Below are 20858 nucleotides of genomic sequence, written 5' to 3'. Positions count from 1 at the left end.
CTGATATTGTTGTCTGACCATGATCTTGTCCGCAAACCGGTTGCCACTTGCGGGATCATGGTCGGTTCCTGGTCAATCTTGGCGTTGCCGCCACCAACGCCTTGCCAATCGCCGACTGCGGGTCGGCGATGACGGCGCGGGCATCGCCGCTCTCGGCGATCCGGCCGGCATCGAGGATGACGACGCGGTGCGCCACGGCGCGGATGACACCGAGGTCATGGGAAATGAACAGATAGGCGATCCGTTCCTGCCGTTGCAGGTCGAGCAGCAATTCCAGGATCTGCCCGCGCACCGATACGTCGAGCGCCGACACCGCCTCGTCGAGGACGATCAGCGACGGTTGTGTGGCGATGGCGCGGGCGATCGCGACGCGCTGACGCTGGCCGCCGGAAATCTCGTGGACGGCGCGCGTGGCTAGGTTGGCGTCGAGGCCGACGCGTTCCAGCAGCGCCGCGATCCGGCGTGGGCGCTCGGCGCGCGAGGCGATGTTGTGGATGCGCAACGGATCGTCCAGCACGCGCGCCACCGTGGCGCGCGGATTGAAGGCGGCGAGCGGATCCTGGAACACCATCTGCAGGCGGGCGCGGCGAGCGCGCAGCGCGGCGCCCGACAGCGCGAGGAAGTCCGCACCTTCGAATGCGATTCGACCGGCATCGGGCTCGGTCAGCCGCAGCACCAGCCTGGCGATCGTCGATTTGCCGCTGCCGGACGGGCCGGCGAGCGCCAGCGTCTCCGCCGGGCCGATCTCGAACGAGACGTCGTCGACCGCCGCGAAGGGCTTGCCGCCACGATGATAGCGCTTGGCGAGACTGGAGACGGCAAGCATGCTCATGCCGAGGCGCCTTGCCGGTCAAGCAACGGCTCGGCCTCTAGGCCGAGGTGAGCCGCGAGCAGGGAGCGCGTATAGGCATGGCGCGGCGCGTTGAGGGTCTGGCTGGTCTCTCCGAACTCGACCAACTCGCCGTGACGCAGCACCGCGATGCGATCGGCAAGCGCGGCTGCGAGCGCGATGTCGTGGCTGATGAAGAGCATCGTCATGCCGTCCTCGCTGACCAGCCGGCGGATCAGGGAAACGATCTCGGCCTGGACGATGGTGTCGAGCGCGCTGGTCGCTTCGTCGGCAATGAGCAGCTTCGGCCCGGCGGCGATTGCGGCGGCGATGGCCACGCGCTGCTTCTGGCCGCCCGAGAGCTGGTGCGGGTAGGCGTGGAGGGCCGAGTCCGGATCGGGGAGGCGGACGCGTTCGAGGAGGGTTTTGGCCTTGGTGTAGGCTTGTGGCCAGCTCAGGTTGAGATGGGTGCGGGCGACCTCGGCGATCTGCTTGCCGACCGGCATCACCGGATCGAGGCTGGAGGAGGGGTCCTGGAAGACGAAGCCGATGTCGCCGCCGAGGCGGGGTGTGTTGCCGCCTGGCATGAGAAGTAGGCGTTCTGTCGCGCCCCCCTCTGTCCTGCCGGACATCTCCCCCTCTAGGGGGGAGATTAGCTCGTGATCTCCGCCTTCGCCAATTTTCGAGGTCGCAAGAAGAGAGCCGGCGGCGGAACTGCCAATCTCCCCCCTTGAGGGGGAGATGTCCGGCAGGACAGAGGGGGGTGTGACGGAATGCGACTTTTGTAATTGGCTTGCTGACCACTCAATCGTCCCGCCAGTCTTGGCGCCCCGGGGCAGCAACCCCGCAACCGCCAGCGCCAGCGTGCTCTTGCCCGAGCCGCTTTCGCCGATGATCGCGAGGCGCTCGCCGGCCTCGATATCCAGACTCACGCCCCTCAGCGCTGCCACCTCGACGCTGTCCCGCCGGTACCGCACCGTCAGATCGCTAATCGAGAGCAGCGCCGTCACGACAGGCTCCTGCGCACAGCGGTGCCTTCCACCACGCCTTCGCCAGTGAGGTAGACGCCGAGCACGGTCAACACGAGCGCCACGCCGGGAACGATCGACAGAAAGGGCGCGGTGCGCAGCACCGTGCGGCCCTCGGCGATCATGCCGCCCCAGGTGACGCGGTTGGGATCGCCGAGGCCGAGGAAGGATAGCGCTGCCTCGGTCAGGATCGCCGCCGCCACGATCACCGAAGACAACGCCAGCACCGGCGGCAGGGCATTGGGCAGCACCTCGCGAAAGGCGATTTCGAGCGGGTGCATGCCGATGACGCGGGCGCCGGCGACATAGTCGCGCTCGCGGATCGAAAGCACCTCGGCGCGCGCGACGCGCGCGGGCCCGGTCCAGGCACTGAGCGCGATTGCCGCGACGACGACGCCGAGCGAGGGGCCGACAATGCTGACGAAGGCGAGCGCGAGCAGGAAGCCCGGCACGGTCTGGAAGGCGTCGGTGATGCGCATCAGCACTTCGTCGACGAGGCCTCCGGCAAAGCCGGCCAAAGTGCCGACCACCGCGCCGATGAGGAGCGCCGCGGCGGCCGCCGCCAGGCCGACCGCCAATGATGTACGAGCACCATGAAACAGCTCGGCCAGCACGTCGCGGCCGAGCCGGTCGGTGCCGAGCGGCAGCGACCAGTCCTGCAATGGCGGCAGCAGCGCCGGACCGGCGATCGCCTGCGGGTCGCCGGGAAACAGCAGCGGCGCCGCAAGCGCCATGACGACCAGCAGGGTCAGGATGATTGCGCCAGCGACAGCTTCCGGCGTGCGCAAGAAACGGCGTAGGCGGTTCATGAGCTTGCCTCGCCGGCGCCGACGCGCGGATCGAGGACAGCGTAGGCGAGGTCGACCAGAAGGTTGATCACGACGACCAGGACGGCGCTGACCAGGATGATGCCGAGCAGCAGCGGCGTGTCGCGTCCGGCGACGGCTTCCTGCGCCAGGCGGCCGAGGCCGGGCACGGCAAAGACGCTTTCGATGACCACGCTGCCGCCCAGCATCTGCGCCGATTGCAGGCCGAGCATGGTGACCAAGGGCAAGAGCGCGTTGCGGGCGACATGGGCAAGCACGATGCGGCGGCGCGTCAGCCCCCTGGCGCGGGCGGCAAGCACGAAATCTTGCCGCCAGGCCTCGGCCATGCCGGCGCGCATCATGCGCAGATAGAGCGCCAGATAGATGAAGCCGAGCGCCGAGACCGGCAGCACGAGATGGGTGGCGATGTCGACGGCGCGCGCCAGCCCGGTCTTGGCCGACGCGATGGTCTCGATGCCGCCGATCGGCAGCCAGCGCAAATCGACGGCAAAGACGACGATGAGCACGAGGCCGAGCCAGAAGCCAGGCACGGCATAAAGCGCCAGCGAACCGATCGACACGAAGCGGTCGCGGAAGCTGCCGGGTCTCGCGCCGGCATAGATGCCGAGCGCCGAGCCAAGGCCGAAGGAGAGCGCGGTGGCGCTGCCCATCAGGATCAGCGTCGTCGGCAGGCGTTCGAGGATGACGTCGCGGATCGGCCGCGAGAAAGTGACCGACTGGCCGAGGTCGAGATGCAGCAGCGCCCAGAGGTAGTTGGCGAGGCGCGTCAACTCCGATTGGTCGAGGCCCCAGCGCTGGCGCAGCAATTCGATCATGCCGGCATCACCGCCGGTCGACACGATGTAGGCGTCGACCGCGTCGCCGGGGGCGGCTTCGAGCAGCAGGAAGCTGCCGATGACGACGATAAGGAGCACGAAGACGCTGCCGACGAGACGGCGGCGGAGGAGGGTGAAGGCGCGGTTCATGCGCGCCTCGTCGGGTTGGTGATACCCTGGCTAGGAATGCGCCCAGGCACCCCCCTCTGTCCTGCCGGACATCTCCCCCGCAAGGGGGGAGATTGGCCGTCACCAACGGCTTCGCCAATCGCCAACGTTGGAAAACTGGCGAGGCAGACAAGCTGCTGATCTCCCCCCTTGCGGGGGAGATGTCCGGCAGGACAGAGGGGGGTATCGTAGAGCTCGACGTTTGTCCCTGCATCTACGATTTGGCCGCGTACTTTCATCCGCGCGAGTGTGTCACGATTCCAAATAGGTGTCCGCCCAGTTCGACACTGCCCAGCGCGGGTTGTTGGCGATGTTGCCGACCGTGTCGCGGGCGACGGAGATGAAGCTCCATTCGGCGACGTTGATCAGCGGCAAATCGGCGGCCACCTTCTTCTGGAACTCCTTGTAGAGCTCGGTGCGGGCCGACGCATCGAGCGTCTCCGAAGCCTTGGTGATCAGCGCGTCGAGGTCGGCATTCTTGTAACCGCCCTGGTTGGAGAAGGGCACGCCGTCCGGAATGCCGCTCTGCACCAGGATGGTGGTCGAGATCGCCGGGTCGCCGCGGAACACCGGCGGGCCGACGGCGAGGTCGAAGGCATGGTCGGTGTAGACCGCCTTGATGTGCGCAGCGGAGTCGTTGTTGACGATCTCGGCGTCGATGCCTATTGCCGCGAGCGCCTGGCGCAGATAGTCGCCGAACTGCTTTGTCTCGTTGAAGTAGGGCGCCGGCAGCAGCTTCAGCGCAAAGCGCTTGCCGTCGTCGGCGCGTTTGTAGCCGGCTTCGTCCAGCAGCGCATTGGCCTTGGTGACGTCGAAAGGATAGGTCGGCACGTCGGCGGTGTAGAATTGCGGATCGTTCTTTGGCACCGGGCCTGTGGCCGTCGCGGCATAGCCGAAGAAGATCGTCTTGACGACGAAATCCTTGTCGATGGCATGCGCGATCGCCTGCCGCACCTTCAGATCGGCCAGTTCCTTGCGGCGGTGGTTGATCTCGACGACGAGCTGGTAGGTCAGCGCCTCATAGCCCTTGGTGATGACCTTCAGGCCGGGCACCTTCGAGATGCGGTCGAGATCGGCGAGCGGCACGGCGGAGAAGGCGGCGAGCTGGATCTCTCCGGCTTCCAGCGCCGCTGCGGCCGAGGTGCGATCGGGCAGCACCTGGTAGACGATCTCGTCGAGATAGGGTTCGTCCTTGCCCCAATAGGCGTCGTTCCTCGCCAGTCGGTAATATTGGCCGGCCTTGTATTCGGCGAATTTGAACGGGCCTGTGCCGACCGGCGCGTTGTTGGCCGGATTGTCCTCGATCTTGCCCACCTCATAAAGGTGCTTCGGCACGACGCTCGACAGCGCCGGCAGCGCGTTGCGGATCAGCTGGAACGGCGTTGGCTTGGCGAATTTGAAGATGGCGGTCAGCTCGTCCGGGGTTTCGACGGCCTGCAGATCCTTGAACACCGTGCGGCCGAGATTTTGCAGCGGCTTCCAGATCTGCAGCGCCGAGAAGGCGACATCGGCCGAGGTGAAGGGCTTGCCGTCATGCCATTTGACGCCGTCGCGCAATTTGAAGGTGACCGAAAGGCCGTCGGCCGCGCCTTCCCAGGAAAGCGCCAGGCGCGGCGCGAGCCCGTCCTTACCGTCGAAGGAGGCTTCGGCCAGCGTCTCGACGATCTTGCTCGAGATGAAGAAGACGCCGTTGGAGGCGACGATCGCCGGGTTGAGGTTGCGCGGCTCGGAATCGGCGGCCAGCACCAGCCGGCCGCCCTTCTTCGGCGCCTGCGCGAAGCCGATGGTCGGCAGCGCGGTCGAGGCCAGCAGCAGCGCCGAGCCGGCCAGCAGGCCGCGGCGTGAAATCGTCAATTCGGACATCGCTCACACTCCCCTCTTCGCGCCGTGACAGGCGCGGCAATCCGGCGATTATGGCGCTTGGCAAAGGTTTCGCCAGAGACGGATTTGGCGCATCATGGCTTGGCTTTGAAATTTCCGTCCGCTGGACCAGCCGAACCAAAGAGGCTTCCGATGCCCCAATCTGGTAGGACCAGATTGTAGGGAAGCAGGATCGGGATTCGAACTGAAAACCGCCTTTAGCGCGAAAGTGATCAATTCTGGCTGGACCAGAGCGGTGAAAATGATGCAGATTTGGCCGACAGCCAAAAATCACGACGTTCGGCGCTCCTGCGGCCGATGAAAAACAGGGAGAGGCAGATGAACATCGCTCCGGGCAAAACCGAGGTCAGCAGCATTCCGTTCGACCAGGCGCGGGTGGACCGGCTGATGGAAGAGGCTGGTATCGACGTTCTCTTCGCCACCTCCAAGCACAACACCCAATATCTGCTCGGCGGCTACAAGTTCATCTTCTTTGCGGCGATGGATGCCATCGGTCACAGCCGCTATTTGCCGATCGTCCTTTACGAGAAAGGCGGCCCCGAGCATGCCGCCTATATCGGCAACAAGATGGAAGGCGGCGAGCACCAGAACCATCCGTTCTGGACGCCGACCTTGCATGCCGCCTGCTGGGGCACGCTCGACGCCGCCAATCTGGCAGTGGAGCACCTGCGCCAGATCGGCAAGTCGGCGGCGCGCATCGGAATCGAGCCAGGCTTCCTGCCGTCGGATGCCTATATGCTGATCCGCAAGGCGTTGCCGGATGCCAAGCTGATCGACGCGACCGATATGCTGGAGCGCATGCGCGCCATCAAGACCGAGGCGGAGCTGGAACAGCTGCGCATCGCCTCCGAGCTGATCACCGATTCCATGCTGGCGACTATTCGCTGGGCGCGGGAGGGCACGAGCAAGACCGACATCATCGAGCAGCTCAGGCGCGAGGAGACCAATCGCGGCGCGCATTTCGAATATTGCCTGCTGACGCTGGGCTCCAGCCACAACCGCGCGGCGTCCAGCCAGGCGTGGAAGAAGGGCGAGGTGATGTCGATCGATTCCGGCGGCAACTATCACGGCTATATCGGCGACCTCTGCCGCATGGGCGTGCTCGGCGAACCGGATGCCGAGCTGGAGGATCTTCTGGGCGAAGTCGAAGCAGTGCAGCAGGCGGCCTTTTCCAAGGTCAAGGCAGGCATATTGGGCGGCGACATGATCGCGCATGCGGAGAGCGTGCTGAAGGCCTCCAAGGTCGCGGCCTACACCGATTTCTTCGCGCATGGCATGGGGCTGATCACGCATGAGGCGCCGTTCCTGATGACCAATCATCCGGTCGCCTATGAAGGCACCTATGCGGCCAAGCCCCTGGAAAGGAACATGGTGCTGTCGGTCGAGACGACCATGCTTCACCCGACACGCGGCTTCATCAAGCTGGAGGACACGGTGGCGGTGACCGATGCCGGTTATGTGATGTTCGGTGATCGCGGGCGGGGCTGGAACAGGGGTGGGATGGCAGCTTAGCCGCGACAGCGCTCCCCCTCACCCGGATTGCCGAGGCCGAATTGCTAAGGAGCAATTCGGGGCAATCCGACCTCTCCCCGAGGGGAGAGGAGCCTGCCGGCGCCAGCGCCAACCTCTTCTCCCCGCCGGGGAGAAGGTGACTGCGAAGCGGCCGGATGAGGGGCTGCGACGCTGAAGATTATTTGCCAGCCGGCAGCAGCCTGAAATCCGGCAGGTCGCGCAGCGCCAGTTCCGGTCCGGCCGGCGAATAGACCACGAAAAGCTGCATGGGCTGGTCGCCGGTGTTGAGCGTCGAGTGGAAACGGCTTTCCGGCACGTAGATGGTGCAGCCGGGACGGACCTTCGCCACCACCGGATTGCCGTTCTCGTCCTCGACCATCTGCTCGCCATTGCCGGAGATGACGAAGATGATCTCTTCGGCGCCCGGATGGTTGTGACGGGTGTGGCCCTTGCCGGGCGGCAGATCGACGACACCGCCGGAGAAGCGTTCGGCGCCGTTCACTTCCGGCGCGACCGTCAGCGACAGCTTGCCCCAGTCGAAACCGAAGGCGCTGACATCCTTCGGGTAGACGAAAACCTTGCTTTTGTCGGCCATTGCCTCATCCCTTCCTTTTCGTTTTTGTCGGGGCATCGGATTTTCCCAAAACCGGCTTCCACTTTTGGGTCCGATGCCCCAGCGCGACCGCCTTGAAATCCGCCGTCTGCCTGGCGATTGCCGCCTCGGCCGGCAGCCGCTCCATCGAGCTCGCGCCATAGAAGCCGTGCAGCCCCTCGCAGCGTTCCAGGATGTAGCGCGCGTCGTCGGGCATCGAGATCGGCCCGCCATGGCAAAGCAGGATGATGTCCTTGCGCACCGAGCGCGCGGCATCGGCTATGGCGTCGATCTCCTTGACGCAGGCGTCGAGCGTTTTCGCCGAGGTGGCGCCGATCGAGCCGCCGGTCGTGACGCCCATATGGGCGACGACGATGTCGGCGCCGGCCCTGGTCATGGCGCGCGCCTCGTCCGGATTGAAGACGTAAGGCGTGGTCAGAAGGTCGAGCTTGTGCGCCTCGGCGATCATGTCGACCTCGAGCCCAAAACCCATGCCGGTTTCCTCGAAGCTCTGGCGCATGGTGCCGTCGAACAGGCCGACGGTCGGAAAGTTCTGCACGCCGGAAAAGCCCATCGTCTTCAGTTCGGCCAAAAGCAGCGGCATGATGACGAAGGGGTCGGTGCCGTTGACGCCGGCCAGCACCGGTGTCTTCTTCACCACCGGCAACACCTCATAGGCCATCTCCTTGACGATCTCGTTGGCGTTGCCATAGGCGAGCAGGCCGGCGGCCGAGCCGCGCCCGGCCATGCGGTAGCGGCCGGAATTGTAGATGATGATCAGGTCGATGCCGCCGGCTTCCTCGGCCTTGGCCGACAGGCCGGTGCCGGCGCCGCCGCCGACGATCGGCACGCCGTCGGCGATCATCTTGCGGAATTTTTCCAGGATCGTTTTGCGCGGAATGGCGGTCATGCGTGCCGTCTCTCACTTCTTGGCTATGTCGAGGAACGCCTCGGCGGCGGCCTTGGCGAAGGCCGGGTCGTTGATGTGCAGCGGCAGGCGCGTCACGTTGCGGTCCCTGGCCGGCTGGATTGTGCGCTCGATAGCTTCGAACAGCGCCGCATCGGCTTCCGGATCGAAGAAGGCGCCGCCTTCGATATCAAGTGCCGAGACGCCCTTTTCCGGGATCAGGAAACGGACCGGGCCGTCGCATCGGGCGAGGCGGCCGCCGATCCATTCACCGATCTTGCGGCATTCCTCGGCCGTGGTGCGCATCAGTGTGACGTTGGGATTGTGCTCGTAGAACAAGCGTCCGCGATAGCGCTCGGGGATCGTGGGCGGCGCCCAGAAGTTCACCATGTCGAGCGCGCCGACCGAGCCGACATAGGGCAGTTTCGTGCGGGCAATCGCGCCGAACCGATCCTCGGTCGCGGGCAGCACGCCGCCGAACAGGAAGTCGCAGACTTCGGTCGTGGTGATGTCGAGGACGCCGGCCAGCAGGCCGCTGTCGGCGAGCTTCTCCATCGAGCGGCCGCCGGTACCGGTGGCGTGGAAGACCATGCAGTCATAGCCGGCACGCAATTGCTCGACGATCGCGGTCACGCAGGGCGTGGTGACGCCGAACATGGTGAGCCCCAGCGCCGGCTTGCCGGCGGTGGCCGGGGCGGGCTTGGCCGCCATGCCGGCGATGGCCTGGGCGGCATTGTGCAGCACCGTGCGGGAGAGCCTGTTCAGTCCCGCCATGTCGGTCACCGACGGCATCATGACGATGTCGGAGACATCGACGTAAGGCGCGGTATCGCCGGAAGCCAGTGTCGAGACCATGAGCTTCGGCAGGCCGAGCGGCAGCGCGCGCATGCCGGCGGTGACGATAGAGGTGCCGCCGCCGCCGCCGATGCCGATGACGCCGGCGATGTCGTGACGGGAGCGGATGAAGTTGGCGAAGGCGGCGCCCATGGCGGTAACGGCGGCGCCGCGATCGTCGACGCCGAGAACCGCGCCGGCTCCCTTGGGGTGATGCGCGGCGACCTCGCTTGCGGGGATGTCGACCGGGACAGTCGCGCCGCGCGTGCCGATGTCGACACGCGTGACCGCGCCGCCGGCCCTGGCGATAGCATAGGCCAGGAAGGCGAGTTCCTCACCTTTGGTGTCGGCGGTGCCGACCACATAGATGCGTCCCATCCGTGGTTTCCCCGTCATCCGGCATGTCCGGCATCGCCGTCCGCCTTTTTTGCCCCACCCTTAAGCTCCTCGGCGAAAGCCTCGTCGCTGGTGGGGGTCAATTTTTGCCCCACCCTTAAGCTCCTCGGCAAAGCCTCGTCGCTGGTGGGGACCTCATTATTGCCCGGCATTGCGCCATTGCAAATTTTTGAGACGCGCGTATCGTATTGATATGGATGTCTCACGTCAACAAGCTGTCTCCGCCGACGATGCCGCCCAGGCGCCGGCCGTCGAGAAGGGGCCGCGCGCCCGCACCAGGCGGCTGATGCTGGAAACGGCGACGAGATTGATGCAGTCCGGCATGACCCCTTCGGTCAGCGAGGTCGCGGAGGCGGCGGAGGTGTCGCGCGCAACCGCCTACCGCTATTTCCCGAGCCAGGCGGTGCTGGTGCAGGCCGTAGTCGACGAAGGGCTCGGCCCAATCCTCACCTGGAAGTCGGCGTCCGACGATGCCGAGCGGCGGGTGTCGGATCTGTTCGCCACCGCGATGCCCCGCATCGAAGCCTTCGAGGCGACGTTCAAGGCGGCGCTCAAGCTGTCGCTCGATCAATGGGCGCGGCGCGAGGCGGGCACGCTCGGATCGGAACCAGCCTTCAAGCGCGGCCATCGCGTCGACTTGCTGAAGGATGCGATCGCGCCGCTCAAGGGCCGCTTGAAGCCGCGCCAGTTCAAGCGCCTGGCCCAGGCGCTGTCGCTGGTGTTCGGCGTCGAGGTGGTCACGGTGCTGAAGGATATATGGGGGCTGGACAGCGCCGAGATGATGTCGGTCGCGCAATGGGCGGCGGGCGCGCTGGTGCGTGCCGCGATGGCGGAATCGGAGGCGAAATCGGCAGTGTCCAGGGCGACGATGGCCTAAATCTGGTTCGACCAGATTGCGACGACGGTTCGGAATGTTAATTGCAGTGGGCAGTCCATGGCAAGGGTCCTGCGTATCAAATAGTAGGAAAAGTAAGGGAAAACAGGCAGATATCGTAATGCTTCGCTTTTTCGGCTGCTGCCGGCCGCACAAGAAAGCGCTTGACGCCAAGCTGGAATTGGTAATACCAGATCAAGACCGATAAAGCGGATCAAATAGTGAAGGCCGAGATCCATTTCCGGCAGGGCGAGGAGGCCCGGAACCGGAGAGGTGCCATCACAGGTGGAACTACCAGGGCCGGCTTCGTTGCCGGTCCACATGACGCGGTAGAATGCGCACAAGGGAGGAAAACTATGCGCAAGATAGTGACCAGCGTGATTGCTGGTATCGGGCTGGCGCTTGCCTGCGGGACATCCGTCCGCGCGCAGGACAAGGAACTCACCATCTTCTGGGCGGAATGGGATCCGGCGAACTATCTGCAGGAACTCGTCAACGAATACACGGCCGAAACCGGCGTGAAGGTCACGGTGCAGACCACGCCATGGCCCGACTTCCAGACCAAGGCCTTCACCGAATTCAACGCGCATGGCGACGCCTACGACCTGGTGGTCGGCGACTCGCAATGGCTCGGCGCCGGTTCGACGCAGGGTCACTATGTCGACCTCACCGACTTCTTCAACAAGCACAAGCTCAATGACGTGATGGCGCCCGCGACCATCAAATATTATGCCGAATACCCCGGCGGTTCCGGCAAGTATTGGGCGATCCCGCTGGAGGGCGATGCGATCGGCTGGTCCTATCGCAAGGACTGGTTCGAGGACCCGAAGGAGAAGGAAGCCTTCAAGGCGAAATACGGCTACGACCTCGACATTCCGAAGACCTACGCGCAGTTGCGCGACATCGCCGAGTTCTTCTACCGTCCGGACCAGAAGAAATACGGCATCGCCATCTACACCGACAATTCCTATGACGCGATGGCGATGGGCGTCGAGAGCGCCATATTCAGCTATGGCGGCGATCTCGGCGACTACGCAACCTACAAGGTCGACGGCGTCATCAATTCGAAAGAGGCCGCTGCCGGCCTCGACATGTACAAGGAACTCTACAAGTTCACGCCTCCGGGCTGGGGCAAGACCTTCTTCGTAGAGGACAACCAGGCGATCACCGGCGGTCTCGCCGCGATGAGCATGAACTTCTTCGCCTTCTTCCCGCCGCTGGTGAACAAGGCCACCAACCCCTATGCCGACGTCACCGGCTTCTTCGCCAACCCGGCCGGGCCGGACGGCAAGCGCTTCGCCGCTCTCGGCGGCCAGGGCATCTCCGTCATCTCGTACTCGAAGAACAAGGACGAGGCGATGAAGTTCCTCGAGTGGTTCATCAAGGACGAGACCCAGAAGAAGTGGGCCGACCTCGGCGGCTACACCTGCAGCCAGGCCGTGCTGAAGTCGGAAGCCTTCCAGAACGCCACGCCATACAACAAGGCGTTCTACGACACGATGTTCATGGTCAAGGACTTCTGGGCAACGCCTGAATATGCCGAAGTGCTCGATCAGCTGAACCAGAACATCTATCCGTTCGTGGTTGGCGGCAAGGGCACCGCCCAGGAAGCGCTCGACAAGACCGCCGCCGACTGGAAGGCGACGTTCACCAAGTACAATCGTTACAAGTAAGCACCGCAGTCAGAATGCCGGAGGAGGGTTTCCCCTCCGGCATTCCTGTTTTCAGGGAGACATTCGTTGGCTTCGGTAGCCCTCACCAATCTTGATCCGGCCTCCAGGGCCGCCGCGCGCGGCTGGTCCGATCTGACCATCCGCAACCTGTTCATCATCCCGACGCTGGTTTTCCTGATCGTCTTCAACATCTTCCCGTTGATCTATTCGCTGGGCTATTCGTTCACGAACTTCGCCGCAAACCGGGGCGATGCCTGGCAGTTCGTCGGCTTGCAGAACTACCGCGAGCTGCTCAGCGATGACCATATCTGGTCGAACTTCATCATCACGGCGAAATACGTCATCGTTTCGGTAGCGGGACAGATGATCGTCGGCTTCGGCCTTGCGCTTCTGCTCAACCGCAGCTTTCCGATGAAGGGGCTGATCACCACGCTTTTGCTGTTGCCGATGATGATGTCGGCGGCGGTCGTCGGCCTCTTCTGGCAGTTGCTCTACAGCCCGTCCTGGGGTCCGATCAACTATGTCTTCGGCCTTGGCGACTTCGCCTGGCTCTCCAATCCCGACAGCGCGCTCTACGCGGTCGCGATCACCGACATCTGGATGTGGTCGCCTTTCGTCATGCTGCTGTCGCTCGCCGGCCTGTCGGCCGTGCCGCAGCATCTCTACGAGGCGGCCGCGATCGACCGCGCCGGCTGGTGGTACACGTTCACCCGCATCACCTTGCCGCTGGTCTCGCCGATCCTTTTGATCGCATTGATCTTCCGCACCATGGAAGCCTTCAAGACCTTTGACATCGCCTACACGATGACGACCCAGCCAACCGCCGAACTGATCGCGATCCGGCTCTACAAGCAGGCCTTCCAGCAGTGGGATACGGGCAAGTCCTGCGCGCTGGCCTACATCGTGTTGATCATGGTGCTGGCCATCACCAACCTCTACGTGAAGTATCTCAACAAGGTGAAGGAGCGCTGACATGGCCGCCGTCCGCACTTCTTCCGAGGTCGCATTCAACCGCATCGCCATCGCCGCGGTGCTGATCGCGACGCTGATCTTCCTGGCGCCGATCTACTGGATCGCCTCGACGGCGTTCAAGCCGAAGGAGCTCGCCGTCAGCGTGCCGCCCACCGTGCTGTTCGAGCCGGAGGTGACGCCGTTCGTGCGGCTCTTCACCAAGCGCGTGCAGATGCAGAAGGCCGTCGATCCGCAAGTCTACGATGCCGCGCCCTGGTGGGAAAAACGCATCTATGACGGCGGCGAGCGGGTGCTCAAGGTCGGCAAGGACGTGCAGCTTTCGCAATATCCCGACCGGTTCATGAACAGCCTGATCGTGGCTGTGATCAGCACGGTGCTCGCGGTGGGCATGGGAACCTTCACCGCCTACGGCTTCTCACGCTTCAAGGTGAAGGGCGAGGCAGACCTCCTTTTCTTCATCCTGTCGACCCGCATGCTGCCGCCGGTGGTGGTCGCCATTCCGATGTTCCTGATGTACCGGATGGTCGGCCTCAACGACTCGCATATCGGCCTGATCATCCTCTACGTCGCCTTCAATCTTTCGTTCTCGGTCTGGCTGATGAAGGGCTTCATGGACGAGATCCCGAAGGAATATGAGGAGGCGGCGCTCGTCGACGGCTACACACGCATGCAGGCCTTCTTCAAGATCGTGCTGCCGGAAGCGGCGACCGGCATCGCCGCCACCGCCGTGTTCTGCTTCATCACCGCGTGGAACGAATACGCCTTCGCGCTGATCATGACCAACCGGCGCGCCCAGACGGCGCCGCCCTTCATCCCGTCGCAGATCGGCTCCGGCCTGCCGGACTGGACCACGATCGCGGCGGGTACTTTCCTGTTCCTGTTGCCAGTCGCGATCTTCACCTTCCTGCTGCGCAACCATCTGCTTCGCGGCGTGACGTTCGGAGCAATCCGCAAATGAGTTTTCGCGCCATCAACGAGAAGTACCTGCTGCCGGCCTCGCAAATCCTCATGGTGCTGGGCATCGTAGCGCTCTGCCAGCCATGGAGCCTCAGCCTGCATTCATACGGTGTGACGATCATCCTGGTCGGGCTGATCGGCTTCAACATCACGTCCAAGATTGCACCGGAGCAGAGCGAGGAAACCGGCGCCGCGATGCATGAGGGAGCCCGGCAGTGACGCAGATCGAACTTCGCGGCATCGAGAAATTCTTTGGTGCCGTCCAGGTCATCCATAATTTGAACCTCGCCATCGCCGACAATGAGTTCATCGTGCTGCTTGGACAGTCGGGCTGCGGCAAGACCACGACGCTGCGCGCGGTGGCAGGGCTGGAGACGATCGACCAGGGCGACATCCTGATCGACGGCAAGCCGGTGCAGCACCTCAAGGCCGCCGACCGCGACATCGCCATGGTGTTCCAGTCCTTTTCGCTCTACCCGCACATGACCGTCTTCGAGAACATCGCCTTTCCACTGCGCGCCACGCGCATGAGCAGCGGCGAGGTCGACACCTCGGTGAGAGAGATCGCCAGGGTTCTTCGCATCACCGATCTGCTCGACAAGAGGCCGTCTGCGCTCTCGGGCGGCGACATGCAGCGGGTGGCGATCGGCCGAGCGTTGGTGCGGCGGCCGAAGGCGATGCTGATGGACGAGCCGATCGGCGCGCTCGACGCCAAGCTGCGTGAAGAGATGCGCGCCGAGATCAAGCGCCTGCACGTCAAGCAAGGCTCGACCACGATCTACGTCACGCACGACCAGATCGAAGCGATGAGCCTGGCCGACCGCATCGTCATCATGCATGAAGGCTTCATCCAGCAGGTCGGCACGCCGGACGATGTCTATTCGCACCCGGCCAACCTGTTCGTAGCGCAATTTGTCGGCAGTCCGGTGATGAATATCGCCGAGGCCAGCGTCGCGGATCAGGCCGGTGCAGCAACCGTCACCATCGGCGGTGCGCCGTCGGGTTTCGAATTTCCGCGCGAACTCCTGTCCAGGCTCAACGGGCATTCCAACGGTGGCTTGACGCTCGGCATCCGACCGGAGGGCGTGCTCGTCCGCCGCGACGCAGCGCCCGGCTACGTGCCGGTCGAGGCGAATATCATCGAGCCGCTGGGTTCCTTCGACATCGTCGACCTCAAGGTCGGCTCCAAGATGCTGCGCGCCCGCACCAAGGCAGGCTACGTCTCGGGCCCCGGTGAGAAAGTCCATGTCCGCATCGATCCCGAGCAGGCGCATTTTTTCGACACCGCAAGCGGTAAGTCGCTGGGAGTAAGGCTGTAATGGCCCATATCGAACTGAAGAACATCACCAAGAAATTCGGCAGCCACACCGCGCTCACGGGTCTGAACCTCGACATAGCCGACGGCGAGTTCTTCGTGCTGCTCGGCGAGACCGGCGCCGGCAAGACGACGACGCTACGCCTGATCGCCGGACTGGATAAGCCGACCGACGGCCAGGTTCTAATCGACGGCGTCGACGTCGCCGACTGGGGCGCGGCCGAACGCGACGTGGCGCTGGTGCTGCAGCAATATTCGCTCTATCCGCGCTACACGGTCAGGCAGAACCTCGAATTTCCGCTGAAGCCGAAGATCCGCCGGCTGCCGGATGCCGAGATCAAGGACCGCGTCGCGCGCGCGGCCCGCACGCTCAGGATCGAACATCTGCTCGACCGCAAGACCGACCGGCTTTCCGGCGGCGAGATGCAGCGCGTCTCGATCGGCCGCGCCATCGTGCGCAAGCCGCGCGTGTTCCTGATGGACGAGCCGCTGTCGGCGCTCGACGCCAAGCTGCGCGAGGCGCTGCGCACGGAGCTGAAGAACCTGCAGATGCAGCTCGGTGCCACATTCCTGTTCGTCACGCATGACCAGATCGAAGCCATGTCGATGGGCGACAAGGTCGGCGTGCTCAACCATGGCCGCATCGTCCAGATCGGCACGCCGCATGAGATCTACAACAATCCGCGCGACACCTATGTCGCGAGCTTCGTCGGTTCACCGCCGATGAACCTCATCGACGGCAGGCTGGTCGACGACCGCGCGGTGATGGCGCCGGTGAATTTCGAACTGCCGCTGTCACCTGGGGCCAAGACTTTTGGCGGGGGCAGGACGAGTGGCGCGACCGACGGTCGGCCACTCGTCTTCGGCATCCGTCCGGAGGACGTCTACCTGGAGAGCGGCGCGCCGGTCGAGGCACGCGTCCACGATGTCGAGAACCATGGCGTGGAGAAGATCCTGACGCTCAGGGTCGGCGACACGATGCTGCGGGCAACCGTGCCTGCCAGGACCGATGTGACAATCGAGCAGCCGGTGCGCTTTGCCTGGAACCCGGACAAGGTGATGCTGTTCGACAAGGGCAGCGGCGTCAGCCTGAGGCACGCTAGCTGACGAGGCCGCCGCTTCGCCCACAGAGATTTCGCCGGTCGGTGCTTGCGCTATTTCGGCAGATAGGTCTCGTAAGGCGTGTCGTTGATCAACAGGATCACGCATTCGGTGTCCGACAGGCAGGCATCGTCATGCATCTCGTCGGCCTTCTGGGTCCAGTAGGAGCCGGGCGGCAACTCGACCTTTGTGGCTTCGCCGCCCTGCATCTGCCAGTGCGCCCAGAGGCCTTTGATGACAATCGCGCGGTAATCGGCGGTGTGGGCATGGACAGGCGCGCGCCAGTTGCCGGGGACCTTCAGCAGCGTGCCGGCCGGTCCTTTCGCCCGTTCGCCCCATAACGCGCCGAGGCGCTGCGGCTGGCCCGGCGCTTCGACGGCGTAAGGGATCTTGTCGGCGGGCAGGTAGCTGTCTTCGAGCGCCAAAGCCGGGCTCGGCAAGACGGCAAGTGCGGCAAGCGCAAACGGTGCGAGATGGTTGGGCATGGCGGTTTCCTCCGCCCTTGAGCTTATGCCGTCTCGACTGACGGGGAATGACACGGTGTCCAAAAGACTTGGCAATTCCTCCAGCCCTGCAGCTGGCGATCAGGATTGTTCGTCGGCGCCGGCGTGACGGAAATGACTCGGCGCGACGCCCATCACCCGCTTGAAGGCGCGGCTGAAGGAGGCTTCCGAATCGTAGCCCAGCCTCGACGCCGCCACCGAAACCCGCATGCCGTCGCGGCCTAGCCATTGCCGGGCCTGGTGCATGCGCACGCGCAGCACATATTTGGCCGGCGTCTCGCCGACCACGGTGGCGAAGCGCTGCGCGAAGGCGGAGCGCGAGGCGCCCATCATCCTGGCCAGCGCCTCCACCGTCCAGTCGCGCTCCGGCTGCAGATGGATGGCGGCAAGCACCTTGCCGACATCCGGATTGCGCACGGCGGCGATCCATCCGGTGGCGTCGCCGCAGCCATTCTCCACCCAGGAGCGGATGATGGTGGCGGCGAGCACGTCGGCCAGACGGGCCAGGATGCCGCCGGAGCCGACGCGGTCCATCGTCACCTCGCCGGCCATCGCGTCGAGCAGATGCTGGATGCCGGGCGCGTTCGCCATCAGCTTATGCGCCTGCATCAGGTCGGGCATCATCTCCAGCAGCGGATGCGAGCCGTCGAGGTTGAAGTGCATCGAGCCGCAAAACAGCAAGGTCTTGCTGCCGTCGCAGCCATTCGAGACGTCGTAGATGTTCTCGCAGACCGGCTCGATCGTGTAGCGGCCGATCGGCACCGGAGGCACGCCGGGCGCGCTCGCGAGCACGTGCGCGTCGCCGCGCGGGATCAGCAGCGCGTCTCCGACGGAGAGTTGGGTCCATTCCTTCGCCGGCGTAAACAGCCAGCAGCCCTGCTGTCCGATGAAATGGAAGCGCGCAGCCTTCTGCGCGGGGAAGGAAACGGCCCAGGGCTCGCCCAGCACGCAGCGGCCGTAATCGACGCCGTCGAGGCGCAGGCCGCGCAGCATGTCGGTCAGCGGGTCGCCGGAAGCCTGCAGAATGGTTTTGGACGAATTGTAATTCATTTCGGCGTTTCTAGCATGGAAACTCCAGCCAGTCACTCCCTATGTTGCACTGCAGCCAAATATTGCGCCGCAACCAGATCGAACTGACACAGCCGCCTGCCGGCATGTATCGGGTGGAGTCCGATCGGGTCATCTCCTACGTGGCGCCGCAAACAGATCGGAGATTTTGCCATGACCGAACCCGCCACGGGCGTCGTCGACGCCGCCGATCTCGACGGAAGCGAAGCCGAGGAGCGAACAGAGCCGGCATGGGGCGCGGTGGTCTCGCTGGCGCTCGGCGTTTTCGGTCTGGTGACTGCCGAATTCCTGCCCGCCAGCCTGTTGACGCGGCTGGCGCAGGACCTTGGCGTCAGCGAAGGCGCCGCCGGCCAGGCGGTGACGGCGACGGCCGTCGTCGGCGCGATCGCGGCGCCGACCATGGCGATCGTCACCAAGTGGCTCGACCGCCGGCTGGTGATGTGGAGCCTCTCGGTCCTGCTGATCATCTCCAACCTCGTCGCCGCCTTCGCGTCCTCGCTCACCATGCTGCTTCTTGCCCGCGTCGTGCTGGGCGTTGCGCTCGGCGGTTTCTGGTCGATGTCGGCGGCGATGGCGCTGCGGTTGGTGCCGATGCGGCTGATGCCGCGCGCCATGTCGATCATCCTGACCGGCGTCTCGGTTGCTACCGTCACCGCCGCCCCGGTCGGCGCCTATGTCGGCGATATCTGGGGCTGGCGAACCGCCTTCATGATCGCGGCGGTCGTCGGCGCGCTGGCGCTGCTGGCGCAGCTCGCCACCCTGCCCAGCCTGCCGCCCACAACCGTTGCAAGCTTCCGCACCCTGCTCGCCGTGTTGAAGCGGCCGATGATCCGCGTCGCGCTGCTGGTCGTGCTGCTGGTTGCGTCCGGACAGTTCGGCGGCTTCACCTATGTGCGGCCGTTCCTGGAGACGGTTCCGGCGATGCCGATCGAGACGATCTCGCTGGTGCTGCTTGCCTATGGCATCGGCGGCTTCTTCGGCAATTTCGCCGGCGCGTTCCTGGCCGAGCGCAACCTTAAGATGGCCGTGGGCCTGGCGCCGCTGCTGATCGCCCTGTCGGCGGCGACGCTGCTCGTGTTTGGCGCTTCGCCGATAACGGCTGCAGTCGCAGTCACCGCCTGGGGCTTTGCCTTCGGCGCCGTGCCCGTCGGTCTGCAGACCTGGCTGGTGCGCGCCGCGCCCGATCAGGCCGAGAGCGCCGGCGGCTTGATGGTCGCGACCTTCCAGGTGGCGATCGCGCTCGGCGCCATCGTCGGCGGCCTGCTGGTCGATCATGCGGGTGTGGCGAGCGCCTTCGCCTATGGCGGCGTGGCGACCTTGCTCGCGGCGCTGGTGACCTTCCTGATGGGGCCGAAGCAGGCTGATTAGCCTGGTCGGGACCATTTCTGCCGCATCGACCCAGGCCTTCAGGCTCCGGCCGATGCGCCGTGCCCGCCTGGTGGGAGGTGTCGGCAACATGGCTGAAGGATCAACCGCCTCCGGCCATGTCAGCCCTCCACGCCATCATGTAATGACCGAAGCCACCGGCCTCCTTGGCGAAAACGGCAAGGCAGGCCCATATCCGAAGCGCATTACAATATCCGGCCTGCGGGTCTCGCCGACGATCGCCGCGAGGTCCGCGCGCAGGCGGGCGACCTCGACAGGCTGATTGATGAAGGCGATCTTGAGTCCCAGGCTCGTCGCGGCCAAAGCGAAGCGCTGGCATGCCTGGCCGACCCTGATCCAGTGATCGTGGTCCGGCCGCTCGCCAAAGAAGATCGCCACCCCGGCTGATGAGTCGATCTGACGGGCGTACTTCTGATTCTCCTGAGCGATGCTAAACAGCCGATCCAGGGCGATCCGGCCCAGGCTGGTCGGCAGCACCGGGCTGCCGCTAGCGGCTGAGAAGAGCCCGTCTCCGCTTGCCGTCGCGCTGCGTGGGTTGAAGCGTATCCACTGCTTCAGCTCATGCATGAATGCGGGGTCGTTCATCTGGTCTTCATTGCCGGCAATGACAAGATCCCGCACCTGCTTCATCCGCGTCCGATCCGTGATGAGCGCCAGGCTCACACCCGGTATCGCTGCTGCCCGCTCAAGCTCGGCGAGATCCGCCGCGGCGGTGGCGCGGCCATCATATTCGGCACGAGTCGATTGGCGTTTCGGAATGGCGTCGGTCAACGGGTCCGCTTTCGGCGCGCCCATAAGGTAATTGTAACGGATTCCGTTGTCGTCAGCCGTAAGCGAAGCCTCGCCGGTACGGCCAGTTGCCGCCGCGGCGAGCGTGAGATTGGCCGCGGCGCATCCCAGGCTGACATAGAGATGATGGTCGTCGGGGTCGACGACCGGAGTCCGCCTCTGAAGGTCGGGCCGGATCTCGATTGCATGCCCTTCAAGCTGGAACCGCCAGGGCTGCGTATTGTGGCTATTGGCCGCCAGGGTTGCATAACGGACCACGGCCTCAAGATCGGGCGTCAGGCGGTCGCGCAATCCGGCGGCGAAAGCTTCATATTCGGCCATGGACCCGACCGCTGATCGCCAGGCGGCGGCACCGGCGCCGGCCGCGACAAGCGCGGCGCCTGCGCCCACGAGCATCGTTCGCCTGTTCATCGCGCCCTCTCGGATAAGCT

20 protein-coding genes are annotated in these 20858 nt (G+C 64.6%); 9 read left to right on the top strand and 11 right to left on the bottom strand.

Annotated features, from left to right (window positions below; genetic code table 11):
* Positions 1–55 precede the first annotated feature (55 nt).
* From WDX12_RS04575 to WDX12_RS04555, 5 genes are all read right to left on the bottom strand, one after another.
* Positions 56–832 (bottom strand): ABC transporter ATP-binding protein, encoded by a 777-nt coding sequence (locus WDX12_RS04575; protein ID WP_434724084.1) that lies wholly within the window; start codon positions 830–832, stop codon positions 56–58.
* Positions 829–1839: an ATP-binding cassette domain-containing protein gene (locus WDX12_RS04570; protein ID WP_434724083.1), complete on the bottom strand. Its 1011-nt coding sequence runs from the start codon at positions 1837–1839 to the stop codon at positions 829–831. The genes WDX12_RS04575 and WDX12_RS04570 overlap by 4 nt, the downstream gene beginning before the upstream one ends.
* Positions 1836–2666 carry an ABC transporter permease gene (locus WDX12_RS04565; protein WP_434724082.1) on the bottom strand — a complete coding sequence of 277 codons (831 nt, stop codon included), beginning with the start codon at positions 2664–2666 and terminating at the stop codon, positions 1836–1838. The genes WDX12_RS04570 and WDX12_RS04565 overlap by 4 nt, the downstream gene beginning before the upstream one ends.
* Positions 2663–3649 carry an ABC transporter permease gene (locus WDX12_RS04560; RefSeq protein ID WP_434724081.1) on the bottom strand — a complete coding sequence of 329 codons (987 nt, stop codon included), beginning with the start codon at positions 3647–3649 and terminating at the stop codon, positions 2663–2665. Before WDX12_RS04560 ends, WDX12_RS04565 begins: the two co-directional genes overlap by 4 nt.
* Positions 3650–3919: 270 nt before the next feature.
* Positions 3920–5530, bottom strand: a complete 1611-nt coding sequence (locus WDX12_RS04555) for an ABC transporter substrate-binding protein (RefSeq protein WP_434724080.1) — start codon at positions 5528–5530, stop codon at positions 3920–3922.
* A gap of 336 nt (positions 5531–5866) precedes the next feature.
* On the opposite strand from WDX12_RS04555, the gene WDX12_RS04550 reads away from it, so the two are divergent.
* Positions 5867–7060, top strand: coding sequence for a M24 family metallopeptidase (locus tag WDX12_RS04550; protein ID WP_434724079.1), 1194 nt, complete (start codon positions 5867–5869; stop codon positions 7058–7060).
* 178 nt (positions 7061–7238) lie between these two features.
* Here WDX12_RS04550 and WDX12_RS04545 read toward each other — a convergent pair whose 3' ends face one another.
* The 3 genes from WDX12_RS04545 to WDX12_RS04535 are packed head-to-tail and all read right to left on the bottom strand — an operon-like array spanning position 7239 to position 9771.
* Positions 7239–7655, bottom strand: a complete 417-nt coding sequence (locus tag WDX12_RS04545) for a cupin domain-containing protein (RefSeq protein WP_434724078.1) — start codon at positions 7653–7655, stop codon at positions 7239–7241.
* Between the two features lie 4 nt (positions 7656–7659).
* Positions 7660–8562, bottom strand: coding sequence for a phosphoenolpyruvate hydrolase family protein (locus tag WDX12_RS04540; protein ID WP_434724077.1), 903 nt, complete (start codon positions 8560–8562; stop codon positions 7660–7662).
* Positions 8563–8574: 12 nt separating this feature from the next.
* Positions 8575–9771: a Tm-1-like ATP-binding domain-containing protein gene (locus WDX12_RS04535; protein WP_434724076.1), complete on the bottom strand. Its 1197-nt coding sequence runs from the start codon at positions 9769–9771 to the stop codon at positions 8575–8577.
* A 211-nt stretch (positions 9772–9982) separates the two neighbouring features.
* Between WDX12_RS04535 and WDX12_RS04530 the strand changes: the two genes are divergently transcribed.
* The 7 genes from WDX12_RS04530 to WDX12_RS04500 all read left to right on the top strand — a co-directional run bounded on the left by WDX12_RS04530 (position 9983) and on the right by WDX12_RS04500 (position 16687).
* Positions 9983–10666 carry a TetR/AcrR family transcriptional regulator gene (locus tag WDX12_RS04530; RefSeq protein ID WP_434724075.1) on the top strand — a complete coding sequence of 228 codons (684 nt, stop codon included), beginning with the start codon at positions 9983–9985 and terminating at the stop codon, positions 10664–10666.
* A gap of 353 nt (positions 10667–11019) precedes the next feature.
* Positions 11020–12336, top strand: a complete 1317-nt coding sequence (locus WDX12_RS04525) for an ABC transporter substrate-binding protein (RefSeq protein ID WP_434724074.1) — start codon at positions 11020–11022, stop codon at positions 12334–12336.
* A gap of 66 nt (positions 12337–12402) precedes the next feature.
* Entirely contained in the window at positions 12403–13308 is a 906-nt protein-coding gene (locus tag WDX12_RS04520; protein ID WP_320296971.1) for a carbohydrate ABC transporter permease, read from the top strand.
* A gap of 1 nt (position 13309) precedes the next feature.
* Positions 13310–14266 (top strand): carbohydrate ABC transporter permease, encoded by a 957-nt coding sequence (locus WDX12_RS04515; protein ID WP_320296970.1) that lies wholly within the window; start codon positions 13310–13312, stop codon positions 14264–14266.
* Positions 14263–14484: a hypothetical protein gene (locus WDX12_RS04510; protein ID WP_320296969.1), complete on the top strand. Its 222-nt coding sequence runs from the start codon at positions 14263–14265 to the stop codon at positions 14482–14484. Before WDX12_RS04515 ends, WDX12_RS04510 begins: the two co-directional genes overlap by 4 nt.
* Positions 14481–15584 (top strand): ABC transporter ATP-binding protein, encoded by a 1104-nt coding sequence (locus tag WDX12_RS04505; RefSeq protein ID WP_320296968.1) that lies wholly within the window; start codon positions 14481–14483, stop codon positions 15582–15584. Before WDX12_RS04510 ends, WDX12_RS04505 begins: the two co-directional genes overlap by 4 nt.
* Positions 15584–16687 (top strand): ABC transporter ATP-binding protein, encoded by a 1104-nt coding sequence (locus tag WDX12_RS04500; protein ID WP_434724073.1) that lies wholly within the window; start codon positions 15584–15586, stop codon positions 16685–16687. The genes WDX12_RS04505 and WDX12_RS04500 overlap by 1 nt, the downstream gene beginning before the upstream one ends.
* 47 nt (positions 16688–16734) lie before the next feature.
* Here WDX12_RS04500 and WDX12_RS04495 read toward each other — a convergent pair whose 3' ends face one another.
* Positions 16735–17166 carry a DUF4437 domain-containing protein gene (locus WDX12_RS04495; RefSeq protein ID WP_434724072.1) on the bottom strand — a complete coding sequence of 144 codons (432 nt, stop codon included), beginning with the start codon at positions 17164–17166 and terminating at the stop codon, positions 16735–16737.
* A 99-nt stretch (positions 17167–17265) separates the two neighbouring features.
* Positions 17266–18234: an AraC family transcriptional regulator gene (locus tag WDX12_RS04490; protein WP_320296965.1), complete on the bottom strand. Its 969-nt coding sequence runs from the start codon at positions 18232–18234 to the stop codon at positions 17266–17268.
* 171 nt (positions 18235–18405) lie between these two features.
* Here WDX12_RS04490 and WDX12_RS04485 point away from each other — a divergent pair, with 171 nt between their 5' ends.
* The gene (locus WDX12_RS04485) at positions 18406–19620 is read left to right on the top strand and encodes an MFS transporter (RefSeq protein ID WP_434724071.1); all 1215 of its coding nucleotides are present in this window, start codon (positions 18406–18408) and stop codon (positions 19618–19620) included.
* Between the two features lie 135 nt (positions 19621–19755).
* Here WDX12_RS04485 and WDX12_RS04480 read toward each other — a convergent pair whose 3' ends face one another.
* The gene (locus WDX12_RS04480) at positions 19756–20838 is read right to left on the bottom strand and encodes an Acg family FMN-binding oxidoreductase (RefSeq protein ID WP_434724070.1); all 1083 of its coding nucleotides are present in this window, start codon (positions 20836–20838) and stop codon (positions 19756–19758) included.
* Positions 20839–20858 lie beyond the last annotated feature (20 nt).

Origin of the sequence: Mesorhizobium sp. RIZ17 (assembly GCF_051127865.1) — a bacterium.
Taxonomy (GTDB): domain Bacteria; phylum Pseudomonadota; class Alphaproteobacteria; order Rhizobiales; family Rhizobiaceae; genus Mesorhizobium; species Mesorhizobium humile.
The sequence above is the reverse complement of the archived record's forward strand: the minus strand, read 5'-3'. Positions and strand labels throughout refer to the sequence as shown.